Annotated in this window: 28 protein-coding genes and 1 tRNA gene; 16 read left to right on the plus strand and 13 right to left on the minus strand. The window is 56.5% G+C overall.

Annotation, left to right across the window (positions count from 1 at the left end; genetic code table 11):
- Positions 1-12: 12 nt before the first annotated feature.
- Positions 13-1,653: a hypothetical protein gene (locus J2T55_RS00915; protein WP_259053605.1), complete on the plus strand. Its 1,641-nt coding sequence runs from the start codon at positions 13-15 to the stop codon at positions 1,651-1,653.
- Between the two features lie 147 nt (positions 1,654-1,800).
- Complete coding sequence (locus tag J2T55_RS00920; protein ID WP_259053607.1) at positions 1,801-2,358, plus strand: HhH-GPD family protein; 558 nt, start codon at positions 1,801-1,803, stop codon at positions 2,356-2,358.
- Positions 2,359-2,775: 417 nt separating this feature from the next.
- Here the strand turns inward: J2T55_RS00920 and J2T55_RS00925 are convergent, their stop codons facing one another.
- The 5 genes from J2T55_RS00925 to J2T55_RS00945 form a co-directional block, all read right to left on the minus strand.
- Positions 2,776-3,651 carry an endonuclease I family protein gene (locus J2T55_RS00925; protein WP_259053608.1) on the minus strand — a complete coding sequence of 292 codons (876 nt, stop codon included), beginning with the start codon at positions 3,649-3,651 and terminating at the stop codon, positions 2,776-2,778.
- Complete coding sequence (locus J2T55_RS00930; protein WP_310521955.1) at positions 3,644-4,930, minus strand: Y-family DNA polymerase; 1,287 nt, start codon at positions 4,928-4,930, stop codon at positions 3,644-3,646. Before J2T55_RS00930 ends, J2T55_RS00925 begins: the two co-directional genes overlap by 8 nt.
- A gap of 351 nt (positions 4,931-5,281) precedes the next feature.
- Positions 5,282-6,010: a hypothetical protein gene (locus J2T55_RS00935; RefSeq protein ID WP_259053610.1), complete on the minus strand. Its 729-nt coding sequence runs from the start codon at positions 6,008-6,010 to the stop codon at positions 5,282-5,284.
- A gap of 105 nt (positions 6,011-6,115) precedes the next feature.
- Positions 6,116-6,700, minus strand: coding sequence for a LexA family protein (locus tag J2T55_RS00940; protein WP_259053612.1), 585 nt, complete (start codon positions 6,698-6,700; stop codon positions 6,116-6,118).
- Positions 6,701-6,756: 56 nt separating this feature from the next.
- Positions 6,757-7,428: an SOS response-associated peptidase gene (locus J2T55_RS00945; RefSeq protein WP_259053614.1), complete on the minus strand. Its 672-nt coding sequence runs from the start codon at positions 7,426-7,428 to the stop codon at positions 6,757-6,759.
- A 443-nt stretch (positions 7,429-7,871) separates the two neighbouring features.
- On the opposite strand from J2T55_RS00945, the gene J2T55_RS00950 reads away from it, so the two are divergent.
- From J2T55_RS00950 to J2T55_RS00965, 4 genes are all read left to right on the plus strand, one after another.
- Positions 7,872-8,327, plus strand: coding sequence for a hypothetical protein (locus J2T55_RS00950; RefSeq protein WP_259053616.1), 456 nt, complete (start codon positions 7,872-7,874; stop codon positions 8,325-8,327).
- A gap of 88 nt (positions 8,328-8,415) precedes the next feature.
- Positions 8,416-8,739 carry a hypothetical protein gene (locus J2T55_RS00955; protein ID WP_259053618.1) on the plus strand — a complete coding sequence of 108 codons (324 nt, stop codon included), beginning with the start codon at positions 8,416-8,418 and terminating at the stop codon, positions 8,737-8,739.
- 751 nt (positions 8,740-9,490) lie between these two features.
- Positions 9,491-9,997, plus strand: a complete 507-nt coding sequence (locus J2T55_RS00960) for a DUF1737 domain-containing protein (protein WP_259053620.1) — start codon at positions 9,491-9,493, stop codon at positions 9,995-9,997.
- A gap of 11 nt (positions 9,998-10,008) precedes the next feature.
- Positions 10,009-10,989 carry a CFI-box-CTERM domain-containing protein gene (locus J2T55_RS00965; RefSeq protein WP_259053622.1) on the plus strand — a complete coding sequence of 327 codons (981 nt, stop codon included), beginning with the start codon at positions 10,009-10,011 and terminating at the stop codon, positions 10,987-10,989.
- Between the two features lie 151 nt (positions 10,990-11,140).
- On the opposite strand, the gene J2T55_RS00970 is transcribed toward J2T55_RS00965, so the two are convergent.
- Positions 11,141-11,764 carry a tyrosine-type recombinase/integrase gene (locus J2T55_RS00970; protein ID WP_259053624.1) on the minus strand — a complete coding sequence of 208 codons (624 nt, stop codon included), beginning with the start codon at positions 11,762-11,764 and terminating at the stop codon, positions 11,141-11,143.
- Between the two features lie 122 nt (positions 11,765-11,886).
- Here J2T55_RS00970 and J2T55_RS00975 point away from each other — a divergent pair, with 122 nt between their 5' ends.
- The 3 genes from J2T55_RS00975 to J2T55_RS00985 are packed head-to-tail and all read left to right on the plus strand — an operon-like array spanning position 11,887 to position 12,931.
- Positions 11,887-12,090, plus strand: a complete 204-nt coding sequence (locus J2T55_RS00975; protein WP_259053625.1) for a hypothetical protein — start codon at positions 11,887-11,889, stop codon at positions 12,088-12,090.
- 18 nt (positions 12,091-12,108) lie between these two features.
- A complete protein-coding gene (locus J2T55_RS00980; protein ID WP_259053627.1) occupies positions 12,109-12,315 on the plus strand; it encodes a hypothetical protein in 207 nt (68 codons plus the stop codon).
- A 10-nt stretch (positions 12,316-12,325) separates the two neighbouring features.
- The gene (locus J2T55_RS00985) at positions 12,326-12,931 is read left to right on the plus strand and encodes a hypothetical protein (RefSeq protein ID WP_259053629.1); all 606 of its coding nucleotides are present in this window, start codon (positions 12,326-12,328) and stop codon (positions 12,929-12,931) included.
- 57 nt (positions 12,932-12,988) lie between these two features.
- Here J2T55_RS00985 and J2T55_RS00990 read toward each other — a convergent pair whose 3' ends face one another.
- From J2T55_RS00990 to J2T55_RS01015, 6 genes are all read right to left on the minus strand, one after another.
- Positions 12,989-13,276, minus strand: coding sequence for a hypothetical protein (locus J2T55_RS00990; RefSeq protein ID WP_259053630.1), 288 nt, complete (start codon positions 13,274-13,276; stop codon positions 12,989-12,991).
- A gap of 87 nt (positions 13,277-13,363) precedes the next feature.
- Entirely contained in the window at positions 13,364-13,927 is a 564-nt protein-coding gene (locus tag J2T55_RS00995; RefSeq protein ID WP_259053632.1) for a terminase small subunit, read from the minus strand.
- Between the two features lie 31 nt (positions 13,928-13,958).
- Positions 13,959-14,882: a hypothetical protein gene (locus J2T55_RS01000; RefSeq protein WP_259053752.1), complete on the minus strand. Its 924-nt coding sequence runs from the start codon at positions 14,880-14,882 to the stop codon at positions 13,959-13,961.
- A complete protein-coding gene (locus J2T55_RS01005) occupies positions 14,809-15,030 on the minus strand; it encodes a helix-turn-helix transcriptional regulator (RefSeq protein ID WP_259053634.1) in 222 nt (73 codons plus the stop codon). The genes J2T55_RS01000 and J2T55_RS01005 overlap by 74 nt, the downstream gene beginning before the upstream one ends.
- Positions 15,031-15,357: 327 nt before the next feature.
- Positions 15,358-16,539: a tyrosine-type recombinase/integrase gene (locus J2T55_RS01010; protein WP_259053636.1), complete on the minus strand. Its 1,182-nt coding sequence runs from the start codon at positions 16,537-16,539 to the stop codon at positions 15,358-15,360.
- A 244-nt stretch (positions 16,540-16,783) separates the two neighbouring features.
- Positions 16,784-16,870: transfer RNA gene (locus tag J2T55_RS01015), tRNA-Leu, on the minus strand.
- Positions 16,871-16,973: 103 nt separating this feature from the next.
- On the opposite strand from J2T55_RS01015, the gene queA reads away from it, so the two are divergent.
- The 7 genes from queA to purN are packed head-to-tail and all read left to right on the plus strand — an operon-like array spanning position 16,974 to position 24,149.
- On the plus strand, positions 16,974-18,011 hold the full coding sequence (gene queA, locus J2T55_RS01020) for a tRNA preQ1(34) S-adenosylmethionine ribosyltransferase-isomerase QueA (RefSeq protein WP_259053742.1): 1,038 nt from the start codon (positions 16,974-16,976) through the stop codon (positions 18,009-18,011).
- A gap of 11 nt (positions 18,012-18,022) precedes the next feature.
- Positions 18,023-19,138 (plus strand): tRNA guanosine(34) transglycosylase Tgt, encoded by a 1,116-nt coding sequence (gene tgt / locus J2T55_RS01025; RefSeq protein ID WP_259053638.1) that lies wholly within the window; start codon positions 18,023-18,025, stop codon positions 19,136-19,138.
- Positions 19,139-19,170: 32 nt separating this feature from the next.
- Positions 19,171-19,497, plus strand: a complete 327-nt coding sequence (gene yajC / locus J2T55_RS01030) for a preprotein translocase subunit YajC (RefSeq protein ID WP_259053641.1) — start codon at positions 19,171-19,173, stop codon at positions 19,495-19,497.
- A gap of 49 nt (positions 19,498-19,546) precedes the next feature.
- Positions 19,547-21,397, plus strand: a complete 1,851-nt coding sequence (secD, locus tag J2T55_RS01035) for a protein translocase subunit SecD (protein WP_259053645.1) — start codon at positions 19,547-19,549, stop codon at positions 21,395-21,397.
- Positions 21,398-21,412: 15 nt separating this feature from the next.
- Positions 21,413-22,348: a protein translocase subunit SecF gene (gene secF, locus J2T55_RS01040; protein WP_259053648.1), complete on the plus strand. Its 936-nt coding sequence runs from the start codon at positions 21,413-21,415 to the stop codon at positions 22,346-22,348.
- 33 nt (positions 22,349-22,381) lie between these two features.
- Positions 22,382-23,515 carry a 4-phosphoerythronate dehydrogenase gene (locus J2T55_RS01045; protein WP_259053650.1) on the plus strand — a complete coding sequence of 378 codons (1,134 nt, stop codon included), beginning with the start codon at positions 22,382-22,384 and terminating at the stop codon, positions 23,513-23,515.
- A gap of 19 nt (positions 23,516-23,534) precedes the next feature.
- Positions 23,535-24,149, plus strand: coding sequence for a phosphoribosylglycinamide formyltransferase (gene purN, locus J2T55_RS01050; RefSeq protein WP_259053652.1), 615 nt, complete (start codon positions 23,535-23,537; stop codon positions 24,147-24,149).
- A 78-nt stretch (positions 24,150-24,227) separates the two neighbouring features.
- Here purN and J2T55_RS01055 read toward each other — a convergent pair whose 3' ends face one another.
- A complete protein-coding gene (locus J2T55_RS01055; protein WP_259053654.1) occupies positions 24,228-24,650 on the minus strand; it encodes a DUF4399 domain-containing protein in 423 nt (140 codons plus the stop codon).
- Between the last annotated feature and the right edge of the window lie 77 nt (positions 24,651-24,727).

A 24,727-nucleotide genomic window follows, 5' to 3' on the forward strand; every position in this document is an offset into this window, starting at 1 on the left:
AGAGAGATATACATGGCGAGCAAAAAGGATAAGAAACAGGCAACAATGTTTCCAGACGAGGTAGATGTCAAAAATGGCGAGGTTACGATGTTGTACGTACCTGTTTCCATATCCTACCTGGCACGTAACCTCGCACTGTGTTCCCTTAGTGCCAGAGAGGGTGACAAGCTTACCGGTTATACGGAAACCGTGCCCAGTGAGGATCTGGAGCACTGCGCGCTTGATGAAAGTCAACCAGTAATCGTCAGGGTCTCAGTACCACAAGGCACGGCAACCGATCAAAACGGCGCCTACGAGATTAAGGCTCCGCTTCCATGCTCCTCTATCAAGGAAATTGTGTTCCAATCTGAGGACATGAAAAACGAGCTCGGTGACAGGCTGAGAATGTTTGCTGATGTGCCCCTGCACCTGTTCGACTTAGCTGTGAGGCCGGGATGTTTTGATGACGCATTCACGTTCGACCAAGAGCGCATGGCAGGAGACGCAAACGAGTCATCCGTACACAATCCTGTCATGGACGAACTTGGTAAGCTAGGTGGAGTCCTGGCCTCAATAAAGTTCATGTTACAGAAAACCAGAGACCACGATGAGCATGCCGAGAAGTTACTGTCGACGTTGTCATCCCGCGACGAGCTCGGCATAAATGCCTACGAAGTAGCAGTGGGCACGGACAACAGGAACTACGAGGAACTGGATGCACTTGCGTGGAAAAGCGTCTGGAATATTGTCCGGGAGAGAGGTATTAACAGGGGGGTTACGCCTAATCACATATTGTCAGGGGCGGATAATCTTACTGGCGAGTTGTCTCAGCAAAACGCGGAGAAGATACACAAGTGGATCGATTACGTTAAGCGTATACAGGATGGTGATAAGGAGATACCTACTAGGCTCGACGATTCGTCCACACCTGCGTTGCGGGCAGCCTTAGCATTCATGTTCACGAAGAAAATTGAAGCAATAGAATCATTTCAGAACGATCATCGGCTTGGTGCCACCGTCCAATTCCTGGTATACGTCCTTGGAGGGTTGTACGAGGGGCTCGGACGTTTCCACGCGGGGCTAAAGGGTAAGACTCGGGAGGAACTAGATACGTTTAGCGAAATGCTCATTGATCTTTACTCCGGTAAACCCAAAAAACTGAGTTATTCGGAGATAGATTCCACCGAATATTATTCTACGGTAGACACCGTTTACTACGGTGATAAGTGTTTCCTGTCACGTGATATTAAACTGGACTCTTCTCACTTGATGCTCATTGCCCTTGCCAGAGGGCAGAATTATAGGGTGGGCTATAACGTGGAGGCAGCTTCCTATTACATTGAACCACTGGGCGGGGGAGAAAAGGAAAAGAAGCAGAAAATATACTTCGAGATTCTGGACAAGAAACCCGGGGATGAAACTAGTATCGTCCGATACTACACGCCGTTACGCAAGCTGGGCAAGAAGGGGTTGCTTAAGAAAGAGTATGAGGAGTATCTTTCCGGTGCCTGGCAATCAGGTCTAGCATTGGCCATCACCGAAATATCAGGTGCCAACTATCTGGTCGTCTATTGGCTCCAACCCATTAGCACCTTCGACGACGAAGAATTTCAATACCTGGTATCACGTTTCTCCAATTTCTATTCCTATTACGAGGTAGATACTGATATATAATGTGGATAAAAAGCGGAGTGAGATGTATTGATCCGTGTTTCAGAAAGAAGGATTACCTCGTTCAGGAATAAAATCTACAATTGGTACCTAGTCAATGGTCGGATATTCCCGTGGCGAACGAGTGACGCCGACACCTACCGATTAATCGTGACAGAGATACTCCTGCAGAGAACTAGGGCAGCAAACGTTGCAGCCTTCTATGATGATTTCTTTAGCCATTATCCGGATTGGTATAGCCTGACCAACGCGGACTCCGAGGGTTTGGAGAGCTTTTTAAGGCCGCTGGGTATTTGGCGACGCCGTACAGCAACACTGGTAAACCTCGCCAATGCCATCATGGAAATGGATGGCCGAGTACCCCACGATAGGGTAGAAATTGAAAAGCTCCCTGGCGTGGGCCAGTACGTGGCCAACGCGATCCAGTTACTGGCTGCCGGCACCCCGGCCCCACTGCTCGACGCTGGTATGGCGCGGGTCTTGGAAAGGTATTTCGGACCACGGACGCTCGCAGACATCCGTTATGACAAGTACCTACAAGATCTAGCGTGGCGAGTTGTTTCTTGTGATAAAGCTATTGAGGTTAACTGGGGCATACTTGATCTAAGTGCAGTTCTTTGCAAGAACAGAGAACCCTTATGTAGTCAATGTCCTCTCAAGAAAGGCTGCAATTATTATCAAGGAAACGTTTCAGAAAGACTCGTCTAGCAGATCCGCCATCTACAAATGTCATAAACCTGTAAATAGTTGATTAGCCAAGCTAAGTCATGGAAGAGTACAGGTGGTTAATAATATAGGTACATACGGCTGACGGTATTATATTGTAATCCTTGATCTCAATAAATTTGGCCGGATAATCATTGACTATATATATTAGGAGCTGAGTGTAACAGTGAAGGCATGGCGTTATTACGTCAGATTCTGCTAGGAATTTATGCAACATCCTGTCCTTCTTCCGGAATTAAGCCTCTTACAAGAATAACTACTTTCCTATATATGACCATTTTCGGGAAAGTCTGCGAGCCACTTCCCCGCGATGCCGCAATTTCAGCCGCCTGTTCAGGTTTTTCCCAATGTTCGAAAATGGGAAAGTTTGATTTTCCCAATTTGATCTAGCCGCCCTGATCAGGCTTCACATCGCTGGCCCCAGATGAGGTTCGCCCAGCCGGGCTCGTCGATGAAGGGATTGCGGTTGCCCTGGATGGCATGGACCCGGTCATTGCGCCGGCGCTCGAAGTCGGTCGGTCCGTACTGGTTGTGCCAGTCGAGCAACGTGCACAGTCGGCCGATGCGGGGCTCATCGGTCAGCTCGGTGCGGTTGACGAGTTCCAGATCTGGCATGTCGCCGTCACCCTCGTAGCGCACCGCCATGTAGAAGAGCATCCGGGCGACCTGCCCCTTGGCGCGGTCCGGCGGCTCGAAGGACGCACGATCGCGGTCGAGCCGGGCCGTGGTGGCTACCTCGCTGCCATCGGACAACCGGTCCATGACCCGCTCACCGCCATCGTCGTAGCCGTAGTTGCGGTGGGCACCGTTCAGACTGCGATCGGCCGGGCGCAGGTGATGCAGATCCGTGTAGCCGTCCTGGGACTGGCGCGGGAAGCCGCGTGACTTGGGCCAGATGTGCTCGCGGGACCACTTGTCAGGCCCGCGTCCGCCGCGGTACGCCATATCCAGATGCCGGAAGTCATCCAAGTACAGCAGCTGGACCAAGCCGCATTCCGGCCGGTAGTCCGGGCAGGCCGAGTCGGTGTAGAGCAGTGCTTCCCAGACATCCCGGTCCTCGCCATCCAGCCAGTCGTCGTTGCCGCTGCGGGTATACGGCAGGACCTCATGGTCGCGGATGATTGCGTGCAGGGCCTCACGCAGTGCCGCTCCACTTTTGCCGCGGGCATCCTCGTAATAACCGCTGGGCGGGTCGGCCTGCAGCCCGCCGGCGAACAGGCCGAGCAGAACAACGCCAATCAGGATCCGTATGGATTTGAAGGCAACATCACGCATGGGCACATACCAGGCCGTTCCAGTCGGTCGTAAAGGTGGCCGTCAGGTTCTCGCGCCGCATCCGCCAGCCTTGCGTAAAACCTGCCGAGGCCCGCCGCAAACAACCCTGCCCGTAGCGCCTATTCAGCTGATCGACCAGATCATTCAGTCGGTCGGTCGCATAGTGGTCATTATATGTATCCCCGTACAGGTCGGCCTGGATCTGATCGCCATCGATTAAGTCCATTAGCATCACCCCCGCCTTCTTGTACCGATAGCCGGGCCGATAGATTTTCCGTAATCCCACCAGTGCCTGTCGGGTCAGGGCACCGGTATCGCTGGCTGGTTGCGCCAAGCGTGTGACGGCCCCGTTATGGTACTGCGGCTCGCCGGGGATGAACGGGTTAGTCTCGATGAACACCTGCAGCGCGCCGCACACGCTGCCCTGGCCCCTGAGTTTTTCGGCGGCGCGGGCGACATAGTCGGAGACCGCCTCTTCCAGCTCACGCTGCTCGGTAACGGGCCGGCCGAAGGACTTCGACGAGACGATCTGCTGTTTCGGCGCAGGCTCGCTCTCCAGCGGGTAGCAGGCGATGCCGTTCAGCTCTCGGATGGTGCGTTCCATGACAACGCCGAAGCGGGCGCGCAGCGTTGCTGCCGGCTCCTGTTTCAGGTCGAGCACGGTCTGAATGTTGTAACCAGCCAGGTGCTCGGTCAGGCGACGACCCACGCCCCAGACCTCGCCGACCGGCGTGTCGGCCAGCAATGCATCAACCTGTCTCGCATTCAGCACCGAGAGATTACAGACACCATTAAAAGCGGGACGCTTCTTGGCGTAGTGATTGGCAAGTTTCGCGAGCGTCTTGCTCGGACCGAGGCCGACGCACACCGGGATGCCGATCCACTGCTTCACCTGCTCGCGTAGCTGCTGGCCATGAGCCGTGAGGTCCCAGTGCTCGAAGCCACTAAAACGCAGGAACGACTCGTCGATGGAGTAGATTTCCTGGTCGGGGCTGTACTGGCCGATGAGCGTCATCATGCGCCGCGACATGTCACCATAGAGCGTGTAGTTCGACGACAGCGCTACCAGGCCGTGGCTTTGAGCCAGGTGGCGGATCTTGAACCAGGGCGCGCCCATGGCAATGCCCAGTGCCTTGGCCTCGTTCGACCGGGCCACGGCACAGCCGTCGTTGTTCGACAGCACGACGACGGGTTTGCCCTCGAGCGCCGGGTTGAACACCCGTTCGCACGAGACATAGAAGTTATTGCCGTCGATGAGCGCATACTGGGTGGTCATCATGGTCGCTGAATGGCTCGTGGTTAATGTTCGGGTTCATTCCGGCCTTGCCCGGGGTCGCGTTTCAGCCAGCGGCGCACGCAGCTATACAGGCTTTCCAGGACTTTTGTCGGCGGCCTGGGTGGTGCCATACGCAGCTGTTGCTGGCAGGCTGTGCAGTAGCACTCACCGACGCAGACCAGCCGATGACAGTTGCGGCAATACATGGTGGCGACTCCGTCCGTGGGTGAAGCGCCACTCTAGCCAGTCATACCCACCTACGCGTCCCCCATATGGGGTATGTACGTCCCGTGATGAGCGGGTGCGATACTGCCTCGCAGGTCGCCCCTGGCTACGGATTCAGCGAACCGGCCATCAGCGCGATCGCGGCAATTGGGCCCGCAGCGAGTCGAAAATGGCGGGCCTTAAAACCTTGCGGTACATCATGTCGATGTCCTCCAACAGGATCGCCCGGATCTCGTCACTGTAGAGCACCTGGTTGAATGCCTCATCGGCACTGATCGCTTCGCCCTGTTCATCGGCGATAGGTTCGTCTGTGTTGTAAATGTCATCGACCAGGCCCCGCACGAGGTGCTCCAGCCTGAAAAGGCTCTTGCCGATGGCCTCATGATAGGTACTTACGGGCACAATCAGTCCGCCGTCGCCCTCCTTGTCTGCCCGCGTAACCCGGTCGTGCATCAGCGCATAGCCGCCTTCCTCGAAGCGTTGCTTGTAGAGTTCGAGTGTTACCTCGCTGAAGACGACGCCCTCATCGTCGCCTATATAGCTGACTTCCGAGTCATCGGCCAAATGCCAGATGACCAGATAGGCATCCCCGGCCGCCAGTTCGTACTCGAGCGGGTCATGGCCGTGTTCGAGTTCGTCTGAACCCGGTTCGTAAAACGGGTACGTCCTGTAAATCGCGTCTCTGCTGCAAACATACAGGAGCTGCCCTTCGTCATCACCGACGCAGTACGGATAATCACCGTGCGTCTGGCCCGCTTTCTCGAGCAGCGCCAGGTAATCAGGGGCATGTTGCAGGGCCGTTTCCTGGCGCTTTCTGAGGCGCACGAGGTACGCTTCGGCAATTGAATCAATATCCATACGACATCCCCTCGAATCAGTCCTTGTGGCCTATGGCCATTCTGCCTGTCGCTTTAACTACCGAGCCAGCAGGGCCTTCATTAGTGACATCCTGCGCACGACGGCTCAGAACGAATGGATGGCGTGCTTGACCACGCCCCAGATGTCACAGCCAGTCTCCGGATCCAGCTTTATGGGCGCGTAGGCCGCGTTCTCGGCATGCAGCCAGACCTCGCCCTTGTGCTTGATGAGCCGTTTGACGGTCAGCTGACCGTCGATGACGGCGAGCACGATGTGCCGGTGCTTGGGCTCGATGGCGCGGTCCACGACCAGGGTGTCGCCGTCATGGATCCCGGCGTCGATCATGGAGTCACCTTTCACGCGCACGAAGAAGGTCGCCTCCTTGTGCTGAATGAGCTGTTCGTTCAGGTCGATGGTCTTCTCGACGTAGTCCTCGGCCGGCGACGGGAAGCCGGCCGGCACCCGGAAGGCGAACAGCGGCCGCCGCAGGCGTTGCGGATTGGCCGCCGGCGCCAGCAGCTCGGCCGTGTCAGCCGCGGCGCGGCCCTGCCGGTTGCGGTACGCGGCCAGGACCGCCTGCAGCTCGGGCACCAGGCTGGTCGGTACCCGAACCGGGCGCGTCGGTTCGCCGTAGTCGTTGCTGCCGGGCTTGCGGCCGGCACCGGGCCGTTGGCCCCCGCGTGGACTCATGTACACCTCCGTTCTCTGATTCCCGTACGGTAATCAGAAATGGCGGCCGATGGCAATCACTCACCGCCCGGGGCGCCCTGCGGCTGGACGAGGTCGGGACTGTCGTTGCGGGGATTGTTCACGCGGGTACTGATGGGATGGTGATGCCAGGCCGTAATGGGCGCTTCGAGCAGTGTCTGGCACTCGGCCCGTGATGTGGCCGGGTCCAGCCAGGCCGACCAGACCCGCTCGGGCAGCGCCAGCGGCATGCGCGGGTGGAGGTCGGCCACCGCCTCGGCCGCCGGGCCGGTGATGATGGTATAGGATTCGAAGGGCTCGGCACCGTCACCGGCCCAGGTCTCCCAGAGACCGGCGAAGGCGAAGAGCTCGCCGCCCTGGTGGATGTAATACGGCTGCTTGCCGTCCCCCGTTTTGCGCCACTCGTAGTAGCCGTCGGCCGGGACCAGGCAGCGGCGCTGGCGGAAGGCGTCGCGGTAGAACGGCTTGTCGGCGACCGTCTCGACCTTGGCGTTAATAGTGGAATACTGGGTCTTGGGCTCCTTCAGCCAGTGCGGGACCAGCCCCCACTGGAAAAGGCCCAACTGGTAGCCGGCAGCAGTGGCATGAATGATTGGATTAGCCTGACCGGGAGCAATATTGTAGCGCGCCTCCAATTCAGGCAAAGTTACTTTGAGGGCTTGCTCGAAGCGGGTCAGTTTACAGCTGGCCAGTGTGTAGCGTCCGCACATGTCGAATATAGATGCTGTTCAAGGATACAGCCACGTTAGCAAAAGCCCATAAGAAAATAAGAAGGAGTTAGTCAGATTGGCTGAGTGCCTACGGAACCGTCAGCAGGCCATTGGCCGGGCGCATTGCATAGGCCATATCGATCGTTATATTGGGCACCCTGTTTGCTCATGTAAACATAGGGGAAACTGAGACCATGACACTTGCCGAGCGTGTCGTCGAATTCCTGAACAGCAGGCGACCATCCGCTTTCTGCGATGACTGTATAGCGGATGAAATGGGCTCAAACCGGCATCACACGCAGCAAACCACGCACCCGCTGGGGTTAACACGGGGTTACGAGCGCGCCCGCAACCACTGCCACCGGTGCGGGGCCGATAACAAGCTGGCTATCAGGGGTCTCTAAATACCCAATCATCAGATTCAGCCTACTGGGGGACCAAGGATGGAAAATCAGCCACATATTCGGATATTTCCCCACAACCGGGATGAGTTTCCAACAATTGATACACTGACGACTTGGTTACTGACCGGGCTGAAGGCGCGTGGTGGGCACTACCACATGCGCTCAGGCAGGGCCGTGAAGTCGCTCAGCACGGGTTCCATTGTCCTGTTCCGCTATAATGACAAGATAGTTGGGGAAGGCGTCATAACTGGTTACTCACGAAGTACCGATGGGCAGGCAGTGGACAACGACGAACCATTGTATGCCTCCATGGCCAAGTTTGCGCCGACATCCATCCGTATCTATTCACCACCGGTGTCTGTTACCGATTTACAGGCCATTATTGGTGATGAGCCCAATATTGTTCCCAGTGCACAGCCCTACTTCATCATCAAGGACTGGGCGGTCTATCCCAAGTTGATCGCCTTTGTCACTGCGCGGGGGCAGTTCATGTAAGGATGGATAACGAGCCGGCTCCCGTAACATTGGCAAATCCATTCATCGCTCCGAACCAGATCAAACATGCTTGGCAGGAAGCTATCTCATGAACAATAACCTAGAAGACAGGTTTCACGCCGACATGCTGAATATTTATCAGCGCGCGATGTCCGAGGCCGGTTATCACGCAACACGTTTCCTGCACATGGTCGGCGAAAACGGTGGCATACAGGCAGCACGTACACTGCTTCATGCAAATGGCGTTTCGGAGGGGTACACGGCCCTATGGGAGCTTGGACGGCTCGACCTGACGGTAGAAGCGTTGATCGTCGACAATCCAGACTATCATGGCCTTTTCACCGATGATGAATTGGCCATTTGTCGTCAGAGATTGCGGGAATACAATTATAAGAACCTGCAATCTGGATAGAGTACAGAAAGTGTCGTTAGTTAACCTGACGGATGACGCTGACTTTCTCCGGAGTACTGGTCAGCATACAAAGTAAGTCATGTCATTATATGAACAGTATCACACAGCATCATCACGCCGTGTTCCTGCAACATCCGCTGTTTGTGATCAGTCTGGTCAAACGGAGCTATTCCAGTGGAAGCCTTTTGAAGGCTACCAGAAGTTCTCTGCAGCATGGTCGGCCAGCTGCTCCCAAGACACTTCAAAAAAAACGAACAGGGGCGGGAAACTAAGCAGTCTCGGGACAATTACTCTGAGCTTGCGGCCTTGATCAAACAATCTGGAGGGATTTGAAACACTGTACGCGCAAGGTCATTTACGGGTGCCACCTGCCTGAGAAAGACGTATGTGCTCAGGCATGATACCTGCACTCAGTCAGAGAATGTGTCCGTTACGGGCATGCAGTCACGTCTACAAATGCTCAAGAAGCAGCAATACATTTTGCCATAGATATTATTCGGGCTACCTGCTGTCTGATCTGTCGTCTAGTTCATCTCTTCGATTCGATCAGCTCGGGACGCCAGAGTTATATTTTGATCTACATTTATGTGCAGCTATTTAGTTGGCAAAGTAAAATTTAATGATTTTTTGGACTTATTATTCATAGCTAGAAGCTAATACTCCGATACTACAGCATTTTTTATTATCTACTCACCGAAATGGTGGCTGAAATACTTAGGAAAAAACTTATAAATAATTGGGATAAAACAGGATGGACAGAAAACTTACTAAAAAGCATATAGAACTAATATCCAGAACAATTGGCAATATTAAATCACCTAACTATGAAAAATTACTAAATGTATTAAAAGGAAAAGAAGAGTTTGAAGACATAACCTTAGATACAACTGATCTTAAAAACATTCATAAAATTATAAATAATTATGATACGGCCGAAGAGGCTGCAGCAGACATTTTAAATAATGAAGACAGCAGCCTCGAATATATTGCTAATAATATAAATGAGATTTCAAGCAATAAACCTGTCAGCAACAAAACATATAACCAAACAAATTCATCCAATCCTACTATACATGAATCTATGAAAATCAAGGATTACGTCATAAAGTCATCAAAGACACAAGCTGGTTTGTGTGAAGAAGTTATGAATGCCATGAAATTCGGCTGGGTGCCTCTGGGTGGGGTGAGTTCTGCAGCATTTGGGATGTCGCCTGTAGCTGGTAATCAATACATACAAGCAATGGTCAAATACGAATAAGGATATAAATTATGTCTGATTTGAATAACGATATATTAAATCCAGAAACCAACTCATTAGAATCTATAGCGCTTTTAGTAGGCATAATTTATACGATTGGAGTTCTGGATGAAGCCAACTCTTCAGAATCTGAGATAGAGGAGCGAAATGATATTGTATTTCATGCAATTGTGCCTGCACTGTATACATTATACTTTCGTATAAAAAATCCAGAAAAAGTTGGGGCTGACATCATCGAGCCTCTTATGCCTCTTATGGATGGGATTTCTTCCGAGCCTGGCACCATTCCTGAAAGGAGAGAAGTTTTTAGACGTAGAGATATGATGGAAATAATTAACCATCTTTCAACTGAATTAAACGTAGATAATTTCGAATTCATAATCACCCAGAGTTGTGATTATATCAAGCATCCTGTATTACGTACTGCGGCTTGTATATATTGTGTTGAAGTTGCTTCAGCTGGCGACGGCATCGGAAAAATCGAAGAAGGAGCCTTGAATTTCATTACGCAAGAACTCAACTTACAAAATAGTGATGGCACTTTGAATGAAGTAGCAATAGGTGCTACACGAATGTTCCTAGCATTGGATGACGTTCCCGAACATGACAATTTTGGGCATCTGAACCCAAAAGTAAGGCAAAAGATAGAACAAAATTATAACCAGATTGAAGAAAAAGATGCCTTTGATGAACTTTTCGAGGAGATGGAAAAAGCTCGTGAAGAAGCTAAAAATGAAGCAAGAGCTAATTCAAAATGTTTTATTGCAACAAGTCTTTTAGGTAGTACTCATCCGGACTTGGATGTCTTAAGAAATTTCAGGGATACTGTTCTAAGTAAAGCAGCTGCTGGCAGGCTATTCATAGATTGGTATAACGAAAATGGAGAGTATTTAGCTACCCGTATAAAAAGAAATTCTCTAGCGTCTATAATAATTAGGCAGCTAATTCTTAAGCCTATTATTTTCATAATAAAAATGACTAAAAGAAAATAGTTATAAAAGTAATAAATCTGTAATACTGTCTTAATAGATGATCTGGGTTTCTACTCCCGCTCTACTATATAGCGCGTGATGACTCAGCATCCTGCACTGCTGATACAGGGTTCAAGTTTTAATTTGCACGCCGGACGCTGACATCGAATCGCTAGTCACCCCAGAATCCATTGAACCGTTGGGCATTCAGCTCAGTGTAGCGCACCGTGTGCTGGATATTGCGGTGGCCCAGGTAGTGCTGCAGGGCCCGGGTATCCTGGCCGTCGTTGGCCAGCTTAAACCCGCAGGCGTGTCGCAGCATGTGTGGATGGACCGGGAACGGCAGGCCCGCGGCCTGACCGGCCCGCGCGACCAGCTTGCGGACGTTTGACGCCGTCATCGGGCCCCGGCGCTCGGTCACGAAGACATACGGCGTGTCCGGGTAGTCCCGCTTCAGCCGCCGCAGAGCGCGTAGTTCGGGGCCCCGAAGCGGGTGGGTAGACGGGGTGCCGTTCTTCAGGCGGGTGATGTGCAGCAGGCCCTGCTTCAGATCGACCTGCTCCCAGCGCAGGCTGACCAGCTCCGAGACGCGTAGGGCGTGACGGTAGGCCAGCAGGATCAGCGTGGTGTCCCGGTGGCCATGTCGGCCCTGGTTGCCAGCGGCCTTCTGCAGCGCCTGGACCTCGTCTTCGGTCAGGTATTCGCGGCTGCGGAGCTCGGCGTTTGTCGGCCGGCGCGGCAACTTTCCCGAAAACGAACGCTGGTTGAGCGGGATAACCTTCGCTTCAGCTCCCATTGTGGCTGTCCTCCCCGTCGTGAACTTTCCCGTTTTGGGGTGATTTCGGGAAAGTCGGTTTGGTTTATGGCTGTGTCTTATATGCGTTACAATGTAACGCATACTTTCACGAGGTGCCAACCATGACCGCCCGCAAAGTCGCCACCCTGAACCTGCGCATCGACCCCGGTCTCAAGGAGGCCGCCCGCATCGCCGCCGAGCGCGAGCACCGCAGCGTGGCCAACTGGATCGAGGTGCTCATCCGCGAGCGCTGCGACACCCTCGGTATCCCCGTCCCCGAACAGCAGGCACTGTTCACGGACACACCGGATGCGCCCGAGGATTGAAGAGACCCCGTTTGCGCCATGAGTGAACGCCCCAAACCCTATGCGATCACCGAGGACCGCAAGGTCGTGTGGCTGCCCATGCAGGGCCATTGCCTGATCGACTGCACCCAGCGCCCGGATGATGCACCGTCGTCGTCGGGTTCGTTGACGGCGGATGGTCAATACAATGTCCGGCCCAGGCGGTCCGCCGCGATTATTCCGTTCCCGCGTTTACACAAAAGCTGAATGGCCCGTCATGCCGATGGAGCGCAGCAGACAGGGTTATGTCGACATTGAGCTGACGGCCTGGCACGAGGCCGCACACGCGGTGGTCGCTCTGCATCACCGCCGGCCGGTGCAAGACATTCGGGTTTCGACACGGCTGCCGGGCGATGGCTGCACCCGGCTTGGGCCCAGGATGCGTTGGCCGGTCTTTGAACCCACCCCCGGCAACATCCGTGCGGTCTGGTTGCAGACCCTGGCGAAGTACCAGGCTGACATACGGATTTTTCTGGCGGGGCCACTGGCCGAGGCAAAGCTGTTGGCGACGCCGCTGCGCTCGCTGGGTGCCCGATCGGACCTGCAACGGGCCGAGCGCTGTCACGACTTCCTGGTCGATGCGTACCGCTACCTGTCGCGGTATTGCGCCTTACCGAAACCCCTGCCGGCCGATTGGCTGGCCTGTGAACGCCGTTACACGCGGCGCCTGGTGGCCCGGCCTCGACACTGGCAGGCCATCGGTGCCGTCGCGGCGGCGCTGCTCCGGCAACGACAGGTTCACGCGGTGGAGTTGACCGCCCTGATTCAGTCCGCTCTGGATTCCCACCGCAGCGACAGGACCATGGGATTATTCATGAGCTGATCCGCTGAATATCGTTCAGATGGACTAGGGCCGGCAGCATCTGACGACGACGGCCCGCTACCAGTCGTAGCCAGTATCAAAGTCCGTGTCGTAGCCGCTGTTGGTGCCGTAGTCCGATTCCAGATCGGGGCTGCTGAACTCGTGATCCTTATAGCCGGGCTCGCCGGTATAGGGATTGGTATTGCCCTCGGCCGAGTAGTTATCGAACTTGAACTCATTAGGCTCGGTCCGGTAGTGCCCTTCGACACGCGTACCGTCATCCCGGGTGTAGCCCTCGACATACGTGTCAGCCACAACCGGCATGGTCACGGCGGCCAGGAGCGTTGTCAGAACGAGACGTCGCATTGTGTCACCTCCCCGTATAACTGGACTGATGACCGCAAGGCTAGGAGTCACCCGCGGAATACGTCAATGACGGGTAGGTCAGACAGCTCATTGCTCATCCGCCGCTGACAAGTCGTGGTTTATATAGACTTTGACACGTTGTTCGGTATTCCCGTCGTTATTGAACAAGCCAAGACGTTGCCCCAAAAGATAAAGGGCTTCACGTTTCTGTAACTTAACGCTCACGCTATCACGAGTCTGCCTCAGCTCCACGATACCAGCTTGTTGCATGGCATCGAGTGTCTTGCAATCTCTGAGGCTGATCCCTTCAGGACCCCAATACATGAAATCAGAAAGGCGCGCGAACGCCATCGCCGAAAGTTCGCGGATGATGTTGTCTTCGTTGGCCTCATATTGGGCCATTAGCCTGTCGTGAATTTCCTGTTCCTTCTGTTCAACATAAGCTGAAACGTTAGCATTTGCTAGCATCCGGGAGGCATTGGCCCTTGCGGTCTTATCGTTAACTTTGGGATGAAGCTGCTTGTAGACCCGAGTGCCGTTTCTTTCGGGATCAGCGAGATAAGCGTCACAGAAGCGCTGCTGCGCTTTTGTGAGCTTGATTCCGTTGTGTGTTCGACTGGTGTTGGCCTTGTCGTTCTTGTTGGTAGCCATGTGGTATCTCCCCTTGATCGATTTCATACGTTTAATTCTCAGACCTATCGATAGGCTGGATCCTCATTGCATCTGGATGTTCAGCCAGTATCTCCTCGTACGTCGCTTGAGGCGCACACTTAAACCGATGGATTTCCTTGCCGTTGGGCAGACATATATGCCATCCATAGCTATATGTATTTAGAGAGGGGGGACTATCCTGAGGTATCTGCGCGCCTGGGTGACTGGGGATCTGTGCAGTATTCGTGTCATGCACCTCTGTATCGCTGCAAAGCCCATCTGCCGGGGATTGTGGAGTATTGCCCGTGCCTGGAGCATGTGCGTGCTCTGTGCGATTCTTGTGCGGTTTTTGTGCTTGCTTTGTGCTCGCCTCAAGTGATCTGACCGGCTCAATAGACTTGATCTTCAAGTATGGTTGCTCGTTGCTGTCCCGGGCCGTTTCGACTCTCGCCGAGAACACGAATCGTGATAATTGGCGTTCCAGCTCTTCATGGACACGGCACCACCTACGAGGTTTTTTACCAACTACCCGAAACCAGAATTTCCTGAAATGGCTCCTCTTTTTCGAGTTGAACTGCCCGTTTGTGCCAGTTCTGTAAGTTCTACCGTTCCTGCCTTTCAGCGAAATATTGAAAAACAGGGTTGCCTCTTCACCGGTTTGTGCGTCCACAAAAGAAAGCGCCAGGGTACTTTTTCGAGTTGTGCGGTGTTCCTGGTACAGCATTTCACGAGTTTGGCGGCCATGCCCCGGGTTGCCCTCTGAACCATTTAAACAGGATCGTTCGGCTGTAGAGGCGCCGTCATACTCGGCAAGCCACTCACCGGTCGATTGATCGTGAACACGATCGGTATCTGGCTTCACTGGGGATTCAGCGAGTATCTTAACCATGCGTACCGTAATACGTTGCAGTATTGTCGGAAGGACGTTCAGAGATTCGGGCTGCGATCCACTCATCTACTTCAGATTCCAGCCATCCGACAGCACGGCCGCCCAGTGGAACTGGACTAGGGAACAAGCCTTGGGATACACGCAGGTAGATGGAGCTTCTGGACAAGCCAGTTCGTGCTTTTACTTCTGGAAGCCTAAGGATTTTATTTTTCATTATTAGTTATCCTCGGTTATTCATGTATTGCGCAGGATAAACATAAGAAAAATAGAAATTCTATAGCCTTTAAGAGCTCATAAAGTGATATGAAAGGTTGTGCCCAAATATAGAATAGCTTATTGATTATATTGATAAATTGTCTGTTGGCAAAGATACTGAATTCGACCTAAAAAGACTCTTTTTGTCTTTTTTGTGCACTTTCGGGAAAACAAAAAAATTTTCCCTATAACAAATCGATCTAGCCTTTAACGGCAATTGAAAAGGGAATAACCACGTATCATCGAGCTGTGATCAGCTCTTGTGGAACAGGTAGGGAGGGCTTGATTAGGAGGCAGATTTGATTTGGTCGAGGTGATCAGCCCATGCCTGCATCAGGCTTTGGCGCTTGGTTAAGTATTCTGCGCGGTTGTAAGCGGCCCTGACCTTGTTTTTGGGCACATGGGCAAGCTGTCTTTCGATGACGTCCGGGTCCCAGCCCTGCTCATTGAGAATGGTTGATGCAGTAGCTCTGAAACCGTGTGCAGTAGCCTTGGAGTGGTAGCCCATCCTGTGCAGGGCGTAGGTCAATGTGTTCTCGCTGATGCACTTGTGCAAGTTGCTGCGGCTGGGCAGCAGGTAAGGGCTCTTCCCTGTTAAGGCATACAGCTCGTTCAGTACGGCGAGGCTCTGGCGGGACAATGGGACTATATGCTCGGTCCTCATTTTCATCCGGGAAGCCGGGATCCGCCATTCACAATGATCAAAATCAAATTCTTCCCAGCGAGCGCCCCTTAACTCACCGGGCCGAACAAAGGTGAGGGCCAGTAGTTGCAAGCCGAGCCTGGTTTCAGGTTTGGCGTCGCAGGTGTCAATTTTCTTGAGCAGTTCGGGCAGTTCCTTACCATGAACAGCAGCCCGGTTGCCTCTCTTGGGTGCCTTGAGTGCTCCTTTGAGATCGGATGCTGGATTTTCTGTGCAGATGCCCGAGGCGATACCGTAGCGAAACAGCATGTTCACCCGCTGCAGGATCCGCTGCGCGTAATCATGCGCGCCGCGTTTCTCAATTTTACGCAGTGCCATCAAGAGTTCCGGCGCGGTGATGTCGGCTATGGGCCGCTTGCCCAAATCCGGAAATAAATTCCTCTCTAAAGAATCCTGGACCCGCTTGGCATGCTTTTCGGTCCATTCATTGCGCTTATTCTCGATCCATTGCTTGGCAACCTTTTCAAAGGTATTGGCGGCTTTGATTTCCGCTTCGTGTTTTTGGATCTTCCGGACGACAACCGGGTCTTCACCCCGCTTGATAAGCCGTTTGGCGTCTTCGCGCGCTTCCCTGGCTTCCGCCAATGGGACTTGAGGATAGATGCCCAGGGCAAGGGTTTTCTCTTTGCGGGCATGGCGGTATTTGAGGCGCCAGTATTTGCTGCCATTGGTATGGACAAGCAGGTAGAGTCCCCCACCATCAAATAACTTATAGTTTTTATCACTGGGCTTGGCGCGTCGTATGGCGACGTCAGTCAGCGGCATAAACTACTCGGCGTCTATTGGGTTGGTTGCTTGTACCCCCGCATCAGCGAATTCGAGTTCGAATTGCGAGTTTGATTCCGGGATTATCGAGCGATGCAGGGGAAATTCTGTGCCCCCAAATCTGCCCCCAGATACCCCCGGATTTTAGCAAATTTGCTTGGATTTTCTAGGACGGCGAGATCGTCTGAAATGCCCGTATGGTATGGCTTTTATGGATTTCTTTGGAAGTCGTTGGAAGGTGTAATGGTGCCGGGAGCGAGAGTCGAACTCGCACTCTGTTGCCAGAACCGGATTTTGAGTCCGGCGCGTCTACCAGTTCCGCCATCCCGGCACGGTGATGCGAAGGGGGCAGAGTATAACAACAACAGCGCTGAATCCCAGAGGTTTGCACGTCCGCCGCCCGCGGGCGGATGTTTCTGGTAGTATCGCGCGCCATGCGCCGCCAGGACTTCCATTACGAATTGCCCGAGGAGCTCATCGCCCAGTATCCGGCCGACCGCCGCGATGCCGCGCGACTGCTGACCCTCGACGGCGCCAGCGGCGCTGTCACTGATCGCCTGTTCAGCGATATCGGCGAGCTGCTGCGTCCGGGCGATCGGCTGGTGCTCAATGACACGCGGGTGATTCCGGCGCGACTGCATGCGCGCAAGCCCACCGGCGGCCGCGTCGAGATCATGATCGAACGGTTGCTGGACGAGCGCCGTCTGCTGGTACAGCTGCGCGCCAGCAAGGCTAACCGGCCCGGCACGCGGTTGCAGATCGACAGTGGCGTTGAATTCGAGATCGGCGCGCGCCGCGGCGATCTCTACGAACTCACACTGCACGCCGAAGCACCGCTGGCCACCGTGCTCGAACGCCATGGCCACATGCCGTTGCCGCCATACATCCAGCGTGCTGACGAGCAAACCGATCAGGAGCGCTATCAGACGGTCTATGCACGGACGCCGGGTGCCGTCGCCGCACCGACCGCCGGCCTGCATTTCACGCCGGACCTGCTGACACAGCTGCAGGCCGCCGGCATTGAATTGAGTTACGTCACCCTGCACGTCGGACTCGGCACCTTCAGCCCGGTACGGGTCGATGACATACGCGAGCACCGCATGCACCAGGAGTACCTGCAGGTCAGCAGTGAGACCTGCCGGGCGATCGCTGCGACCCGCGCCCGTGGTGGCCGTGTTGTCGCCGTCGGTACGACCAGCGTGCGCAGCCTCGAGGCGGCCGCGGCCGGCGGTGAACTCGAACCGTTCCAGGGCGAGACCGACATCTTCATCTACCCGGGCTACGAATTTCGCGTGGTCGACGCCTTGCTGACCAATTTTCACCTGCCGGAGTCGACCCTGCTGATGCTGGTCTGCGCCTTCGGCGGTTATGACAATGTGCTACGCGCCTACGCCCATGCAGTCGCCCAGCGCTACCGGTTTTTCAGTTATGGTGATGCCATGTTCGTCACCCGGGCCGCGCACGGCGGCTGAAGGAGCCAGCCATGGAGTTCCAGATTACCGCCGAGGACGGCGCCGCGCGCAGCGGCCGGCTGGGCTTCGCCCGTGGCGAGGTGGCGACGCCGGCGTTCATGCCGGTCGGTACCTACGGCGCGGTGAAAACGCTGACGCCGGAAGAGCTGCGCGAACTCGGCAGCGATATCATCCTCGGCAACACCTTCCACCTCATGCTGCGGCCTGGCAGCGATATCGTCAGTGCCCATGGCGGCTTGCATGGATTCATGCACTGGCAACGGCCGATCCTGACCGACTCCGGCGGCTTCCAGGTATTCAGCCTGGCTGCGAACCGCAAGGTGACCGAGGACGGCGTCGCCTTCCGTTCACCGGTTGATGGCAGCCAGGTGTTTCTGGATCCGGAAACGTCGATGCGGGTGCAGCGCGATCTCGGCAGCGACATCATCATGATCTTCGATGACGTGGTCGGTTACCCGGCCGACTACGCGGCGGTCGAATCGGCCATGCAGCGCTCATTGCGCTGGGCGGCGCGCAGCAAGACGGCACACGGTGACCACGCTGCGGCGCTGTTCGGCATCGTCCAGGGCGGCATGCATACCGACCTGCGCGACGCCTCGCTGGCCGGTCTGGTCGATATCGGTTTCGACGGCTACGCCATCGGCGGCCTGTCGGTGGGTGAGCCGCATGCGCTCATGCTCGAGGTGCTCGACCACGTCACGCCGCAGATGCCGGCCGACAAGCCGCGCTACCTAATGGGCGTCGGCCGCCCGGAAGACATCGTCGAGGCCGTGTGTCGCGGTGTCGACATGTTCGACTGCGTCATGCCGACGCGCAATGCCCGCAACGGCCATCTTTTTACCCACCAGGGCGTGCTCAGGTTGCGCAACGCCGCCAATCGCAGCAGCCAGGCACCCATAGACCCGGCCTGTGGCTGCTACACCTGCCGCTACTACAGCCGTGCCTACCTGCATCACCTGGACAAGACCGGCGAGATGCTCGGCAGCCGTCTGAACACGCTGCATAATCTGTATTATTATCAGGAACTGATGCGCGGCCTGCGGGCGGCGATCGCCGCCGGCCGGCTGGCCGAGTTCGTCAGCGATTTCCATGCCGCCCGCATGCAAAGCCCATCAGCTGTGTCATAATACGCGGCCTTTAAACAGCAAAAGAGCAAACTATGGACTTCTTCATATCCAATGCTTGGGCGCAGGATGCCCCGGCCGGCGGTGGCGGTATCAGCCTGCTCATCTGGACGCTGATCTTCATCGCGTTGATGTATTTCCTGATGATCCGGCCGCAGATGAAGCGCGCCAAGGAACACAAGCAAATGGTCGAGGGTCTGTCCAAGGGCGACGAGATTGTCACCAGTGGCGGACTGCTCGGTCGCATCAAGGAAATCGGTGACAACTTCCTGCTGCTGGAAATCGGCAAGGAACTGGAAGTGAAAGTGCAGAAACAGGCAGTGTCTGCGACCCTGCCCAAGGGCACGATGAAATCCCTGTAAACAAACAACCTGCGCTCGCCGGCCACAACAATAACAAGTTGACTGACGTATGAACCGCTATCCGCTCTGGAAATATCTGCTGCTGCTGATCGTCGTGCTCGTCGGCGCTGTTTACGCGTTGCCGAACCTGTTCGGCAAGGACCCGGCCATCCAGGTGTCGCCCACTTCCGGCGAGGTCAGCGAGCTGACCGAACTGGAGGTCACCGGCGTGCTGGACGAGGCGGGTATCACGCCTACCGCCGTCGAGCGTCAGCCGGACAGCCTCATCCTGCGCTTTGCCGATTCCGACGCCCAGCTCGAAGCCCGTGATCACCTGCTCGATGAACTCGGTCGCAGCCATACCGTGGCACTGAACCTGGCGCCGGCAACACCGGACTGGTTGCGGTCACTGAATGCCGAACCGATGTTTCTCGGTCTCGATCTGCGTGGCGGTGTTCACTTCCTGCTTCAGGTGGACATGGAAGCGGCGATCGACAAGGCCGAGGAACGCTATGTCAGCGATATTCGCGCGTTGCTGCGCGAGGAGCGTGTGCGTTACAAGTCCGTGCGCGAAGCCGACGACGGCGGTGTCGAGCTGGTGCTGCGCGACCAGGCGGATAGTGACAAGACGGCCAGCCTGGTGAGCAATAATTTTCTCGATCTGAATGTCGAGGAAGCTGATGCCGAATACACACTGCGGGCAACGTTGAGCGAACAGAGCATCAAGGAAACCCGCGACTTCGCCCTGCAGCAGAACATCACCACCCTGCGCAAGCGCGTCAACGAACTCGGCGTGGCTGAACCGATCATCCAGCAGCAGGGCAACAGCCGCATTGTCGTGCAGCTGCCGGGCGTGCAGGACACGGCCCGCGCCAAGGATATCCTCGGCGCCACGGCGACGCTGGAATTCCGCATGGTCGATACTGACAACAGCGTCCAGGATGCGGTCGATGGCCGCGTGCCGGCCGGTTCGAAACTCTATTACGAGCGTAACGGTAGCCCGGTACTGCTGGAACGCGAGATCATGCTGACCGGTGACTCGATCACGGATGCCTCGTCCGGTATCGAACAGACCACTGGCGGGCCGATGGTCTCGATCACGCTGGACAGCAAGGGCTCACGCATCTTTTCGCGGCGCACCGCCGACGAGGTCGGCAACCCGATGGCAACGGTCTACATCGAGAACAAGACGGTGACCGAGCGCAACGACGACGATGAACTGGTGCAACGCAAGGAAACGGTCGAGGAAGTCATCAATATCGCGACCATCCGCGAGCAGCTCGGCCAGCGCTTCCAGATCACCGGCCTGGAATCCACCCAGGAAGCGCGCAACCTGGCGCTGTTGTTGCGCGCCGGCGCACTGGCCGCCCCGGTAACCATCATCGAGGAGCGCACCATCGGTCCCAGCCTGGGACAGCAGAACATTGACCAGGGCTTCATGTCGGTCTTGATCGGTTTCGTGCTGGTCCTGCTGTTCATGGCCGTGTATTACCGCGTTTTCGGTCTGGTCGCGAACCTGGCATTGACCCTGAACCTAGTGCTGCTGGTTGCCTTGCTGTCGTTGTTGCAGGCCACGCTGACGCTGCCGGGTATCGCCGGTATCGTGCTGACCGTGGGCATGGCGGTGGACGCCAACGTTCTTATCTTCGAACGCATTCGCGAAGAAGTACGCAACGGCAATTCGCCGCAGTCGAGCATCCACGCCGGTTACGAGAAAGCGTTCTCGTCGATCGCCGACGCCAATATCACAACCCTGATTGCCGCGGTGGTGCTGTTCAGCTTTGGTACCGGGCCGGTCAAGGGCTTTGCCGTAACGCTGTCGCTCGGCATCCTCTGCTCCATGTTTACCGCCATTTTCGGCACCCGCGCCGTGATCAACCTGATCTATGGCGGTCGGCGGTTGAGCTCCATTTCGATTTAGGTCGGGTAACACATCATGGAATTTTTCAAACGGGCGACACATATCGATTTTCTCGGCCAGCGCCGGATAGCCGCGGTTTTGTCCGCCGTGCTCATCCTGGTATCGGTCGGCTCGCTGGCGATCCGCGGCCTTAATCTCGGCGTCGACTTTACCGGCGGCACCCTGGTAGAGGTCGGTTACAGCGCGGCAACCGAGCCGCAGACCACGCGCGATGCGCTGGCCGGTACCGAGTTCGCCGACGCCCAGGTCCAGGCCTACGGCAGTACCCGCGATATTCTCATCCGGGTGGCACCGCGTGCTGACACGAGCAGTGCCGAGGTCAGCAACCAGGTCATCCAGACCCTGCGCTCGGCCGGTCAGGATGTCGAACTGCGCCGGGTCGAATTCGTCGGTCCGCAGGTCGGCGAGGAACTGACCGAGGATGGCGGTCTGGCGATGCTGTACGCGCTGTTCGGCATTCTTATCTATGTCGGCCTGCGCTTTGAAACGCGCCTGGCGGTGGGCTCGGTGGCGGCCCTGCTGCACGATGTGGTGCTGATCATCGGCTTTTTCTCGCTGACGCAGCTGACTTTTGATCTGACCGTTCTGGCGGCAATCCTGGCGGTTATCGGCTACTCGCTCAACGACACTATAGTGGTCTTCGATCGTGTGCGTGAAAATTTCCGCATCCTGCGCGAGCGACCGCCGGTGGAAGTGTTCAACATCGCCCTGAATAACACCCTGAGCCGGACCATCATGACCGGTGTCACGACCCTGCTGGTGCTGTTCGCGTTATTTATCTTCGGCGGTGAAACGCTGCGGGGCTTCTCGCTGGCACTGATCCTCGGCGTGATTGTCGGTACCTATTCGTCGATTTATGTCGCCGGTGCCACATCGCTGGTGCTCGGCGTCAGCAAACAGGACCTGATGCCGGTGGCCAAGGAAGGCGCCGAGGTCGACGATCGCCCCTGATACCGGCGCGTGGTAGGCCATAAGGCAACTGCCTTGAAGATTGTCGCCGATCAGTACATTCCCGGTCTGCCGGCGGCATTTGCCGACGTTGCCGAGCTAACCCTGCTGGACCCGGCGGCCATCGACCGCGCCAGCCTGCATGATGCCGATGCCCTGCTGGTACGCACCGTCACCCGGGTCGATGCCGCGTTGCTCGCCGGCACGCCGGTACGCTTCGTAGGCACCGCGACCAGCGGTTGCGACCATGTCGATCGGGATTATCTCGATGCTCATGATATCGGCTTTGCCGATGTCGCCGGCTGCAACGCGCGGCCGGTGGCCGAGTACGTGCTCAGTGCGCTGGGCGTGCTGAGCGAGCAGCGCGGCTGCCGCCTGGCCGATCTCAGCGTCGCCATCATCGGCTGTGGGCATGTGGGCGGTCAGCTGCGCGCATTCCTGCAGGCGCTGGGCGTGACCTGTCTGTGCAATGACCCGCCGCTGGCGGAGCAGGCGGGGACGGCAGCCGGCTACTGCGATCTGGCCACGGCCCTGACGGCCGACGTGATCAGCCTGCATGTGCCGCTGACCGATGAAGGACCACACGCGACCCGGCATCTGCTGACCAGTGATCGACTGGCTGATCTGCGTGACGGTGCCATTGTCATCAATACCGCCCGGGGCGAAGTCATCGATGAACGCGCGCTCAAGGCGCAGTTGCACGAGCGGCGGCTGACGGCCGCGATCGATGTCTGGCAGAACGAGCCGGCGATCGATATTGGTCTGGCTGCCGATGCGGCCATCGCTACGCCGCACATCGCCGGCTATAGTCTCGATGCCAAGCTACGCGCCAGTAATCACCTGCGGCAGGCATTCGCCGAGCATTTCGGGCAGGCACCCGGTGCGGCCCAGCCACCACCACCGGCCCTGCAGACGCTGTCTCTCGATGCCGACGATCTTGATGAACTGGTGCGGCTGGCCGTGTTAACCAGCTATGATGTTCGCGCTGACGCGGTGGCGCTGCAGCGGCTGGCGGCTATTCACGGCGAACGCTCGGCCTATTTTGCCGGCCTGCGCCAGGATTATGCGCTGCGGCGCGAATTTTCATCGCTTCGACTGCATCTGCGCGGTGGCGCCCGCGATCATGCCGCAACGCTGCGGCAGCTCGGCTTTGCCGTAGAAGCTAATTGACCATGGTGGTAAGTGAAACATGATCCGACTGGGCTTTTTGGCCTCGCATCGTGGCACCAATATGCAGGCCGTGGTCGATGCCTGTCTGGCCGGACGCCTGGCGGCGACGCCGGCCGTGGTCGTCAGCAACAACCACACCGCCGGCGCGCTGACCCGGGCGCAGGCGCTGGGCATTCCGGCCTACCACCTGAGCCAGAAGACGTTTGCCGATGCCGACGCTCTCGACCAGGCGATCGTGCGCACCATGGAACGCCATCTGGTTGACTGGATCCTGACCGTTGGTTACATGAAGAAGCTGGGGCCGCGGCTGCTGGCCAGCTATCACAACCGCATCATCAACATTCATCCATCGCTGCTGCCGAAATACGGCGGCCAGGGCATGTACGGCGAGCATGTGCATGCCGCGGTACTGGCGGCCGGCGAGTTCGAGACCGGTGTCACCGTGCATCTGGTCAACGAGGAATACGATCAGGGACCGATCCTGGGGCAGGCGCGGGTACCGGTCATGCCGGGTGATACGCCGGCCAGCCTCGGCGCGCGCGTGCTCGAGACCGAACACGTATTCCTGGTCGAAACGCTGGGCCAGCTGCTCGCCGGCGAAATCGAGTTGCCGGCGGCATCGGCTGACAGCTAGCTGAAATACGAACCGTGGCGGAGCGGCCCGCGTTGCTGACCGCTCGTCGCCGGAATCCCTGTGCTGGTGACGCGCGTCTTACTCTTCGACGGTGATGGTGATTTGTTCCGACATCACCGGCGGATCGTGCGGTATGTGGTTATGGTCGCCGAGCAGCAGCTGCAGGGTATGTTCGCCGGGCGGCAATTCCAGTGTGGTTTCGGTCTGGCCGCCGCCGAAGTGACGGTGCTGTTCGTTGCTGGGGACGGGCTTGTCCAGTGCCGGTAGCCCGGTGTTGACGAGCAGGTGATGATGACCGGTGGCCGGTTTGTCCACGCCGGCTGGTGCCACGCCCATGTTTTTCAGACCGAAACGCACCGTCACCGGGCTGGTCACCGTATCGCCGTCGCTCGGACTGATGAAGTAGGCCTGGGCGGCAGCGGTGTCGGCTTCGGCGGCCAGCCACGGGCTTGCCACGACCAGCAACAGCCCTGCCAGTATAGGTTTGAAGGATATCTGCATGGTGTTCTCCTCGTCGGCAATGCCGGTCTTGATGCTTTGACGCCGTGCTGTTGTTCTGTGTCTGTATCTAGTGACTC

It is taken from the genome of Methylohalomonas lacus (genome assembly GCF_024808875.1).
GTDB classification, from domain to species: Bacteria; Pseudomonadota; Gammaproteobacteria; order Methylohalomonadales; family Methylohalomonadaceae; genus Methylohalomonas; species Methylohalomonas lacus.

Bases quoted from the DNA above. Each gene is read 5' to 3' on its own strand.
- J2T55_RS00915 (WP_259053605.1), top strand. From the start codon at position 13: ATGGCGAGCAAAAAGGATAAGAAACAGGCAACAATGTTTCCAGACGAG.
- J2T55_RS00925 (WP_259053608.1), bottom strand. From the start codon at position 3,651: ATGCGTGATGTTGCCTTCAAATCCATACGGATCCTGATTGGCGTTGTT.
- J2T55_RS00930 (WP_310521955.1), bottom strand. From the start codon at position 4,930: ATGATGACCACCCAGTATGCGCTCATCGACGGCAATAACTTCTATGTC.
- J2T55_RS00935 (WP_259053610.1), bottom strand. From the start codon at position 6,010: ATGGATATTGATTCAATTGCCGAAGCGTACCTCGTGCGCCTCAGAAAG.
- J2T55_RS00940 (WP_259053612.1), bottom strand. From the start codon at position 6,700: ATGAGTCCACGCGGGGGCCAACGGCCCGGTGCCGGCCGCAAGCCCGGC.
- J2T55_RS00945 (WP_259053614.1), bottom strand. From the start codon at position 7,428: ATGTGCGGACGCTACACACTGGCCAGCTGTAAACTGACCCGCTTCGAG.
- J2T55_RS00950 (WP_259053616.1), top strand. From the start codon at position 7,872: ATGGAAAATCAGCCACATATTCGGATATTTCCCCACAACCGGGATGAG.
- J2T55_RS00955 (WP_259053618.1), top strand. From the start codon at position 8,416: ATGAACAATAACCTAGAAGACAGGTTTCACGCCGACATGCTGAATATT.
- J2T55_RS00960 (WP_259053620.1), top strand. From the start codon at position 9,491: ATGGACAGAAAACTTACTAAAAAGCATATAGAACTAATATCCAGAACA.
- J2T55_RS00965 (WP_259053622.1), top strand. From the start codon at position 10,009: ATGTCTGATTTGAATAACGATATATTAAATCCAGAAACCAACTCATTA.
- J2T55_RS00970 (WP_259053624.1), bottom strand. From the start codon at position 11,764: ATGGGAGCTGAAGCGAAGGTTATCCCGCTCAACCAGCGTTCGTTTTCG.
- J2T55_RS00975 (WP_259053625.1), top strand. From the start codon at position 11,887: ATGACCGCCCGCAAAGTCGCCACCCTGAACCTGCGCATCGACCCCGGT.
- J2T55_RS00980 (WP_259053627.1), top strand. From the start codon at position 12,109: ATGAGTGAACGCCCCAAACCCTATGCGATCACCGAGGACCGCAAGGTC.
- J2T55_RS00985 (WP_259053629.1), top strand. From the start codon at position 12,326: ATGCCGATGGAGCGCAGCAGACAGGGTTATGTCGACATTGAGCTGACG.
- J2T55_RS00990 (WP_259053630.1), bottom strand. From the start codon at position 13,276: ATGCGACGTCTCGTTCTGACAACGCTCCTGGCCGCCGTGACCATGCCG.
- J2T55_RS00995 (WP_259053632.1), bottom strand. From the start codon at position 13,927: ATGGCTACCAACAAGAACGACAAGGCCAACACCAGTCGAACACACAAC.
- J2T55_RS01000 (WP_259053752.1), bottom strand. From the start codon at position 14,882: ATGAGTGGATCGCAGCCCGAATCTCTGAACGTCCTTCCGACAATACTG.
- J2T55_RS01005 (WP_259053634.1), bottom strand. From the start codon at position 15,030: ATGAAAAATAAAATCCTTAGGCTTCCAGAAGTAAAAGCACGAACTGGC.
- J2T55_RS01010 (WP_259053636.1), bottom strand. From the start codon at position 16,539: ATGCCGCTGACTGACGTCGCCATACGACGCGCCAAGCCCAGTGATAAA.
- queA (WP_259053742.1), top strand. From the start codon at position 16,974: ATGCGCCGCCAGGACTTCCATTACGAATTGCCCGAGGAGCTCATCGCC.
- tgt (WP_259053638.1), top strand. From the start codon at position 18,023: ATGGAGTTCCAGATTACCGCCGAGGACGGCGCCGCGCGCAGCGGCCGG.
- yajC (WP_259053641.1), top strand. From the start codon at position 19,171: ATGGACTTCTTCATATCCAATGCTTGGGCGCAGGATGCCCCGGCCGGC.
- secD (WP_259053645.1), top strand. From the start codon at position 19,547: ATGAACCGCTATCCGCTCTGGAAATATCTGCTGCTGCTGATCGTCGTG.
- secF (WP_259053648.1), top strand. From the start codon at position 21,413: ATGGAATTTTTCAAACGGGCGACACATATCGATTTTCTCGGCCAGCGC.
- purN (WP_259053652.1), top strand. From the start codon at position 23,535: ATGATCCGACTGGGCTTTTTGGCCTCGCATCGTGGCACCAATATGCAG.
- J2T55_RS01055 (WP_259053654.1), bottom strand. From the start codon at position 24,650: ATGCAGATATCCTTCAAACCTATACTGGCAGGGCTGTTGCTGGTCGTG.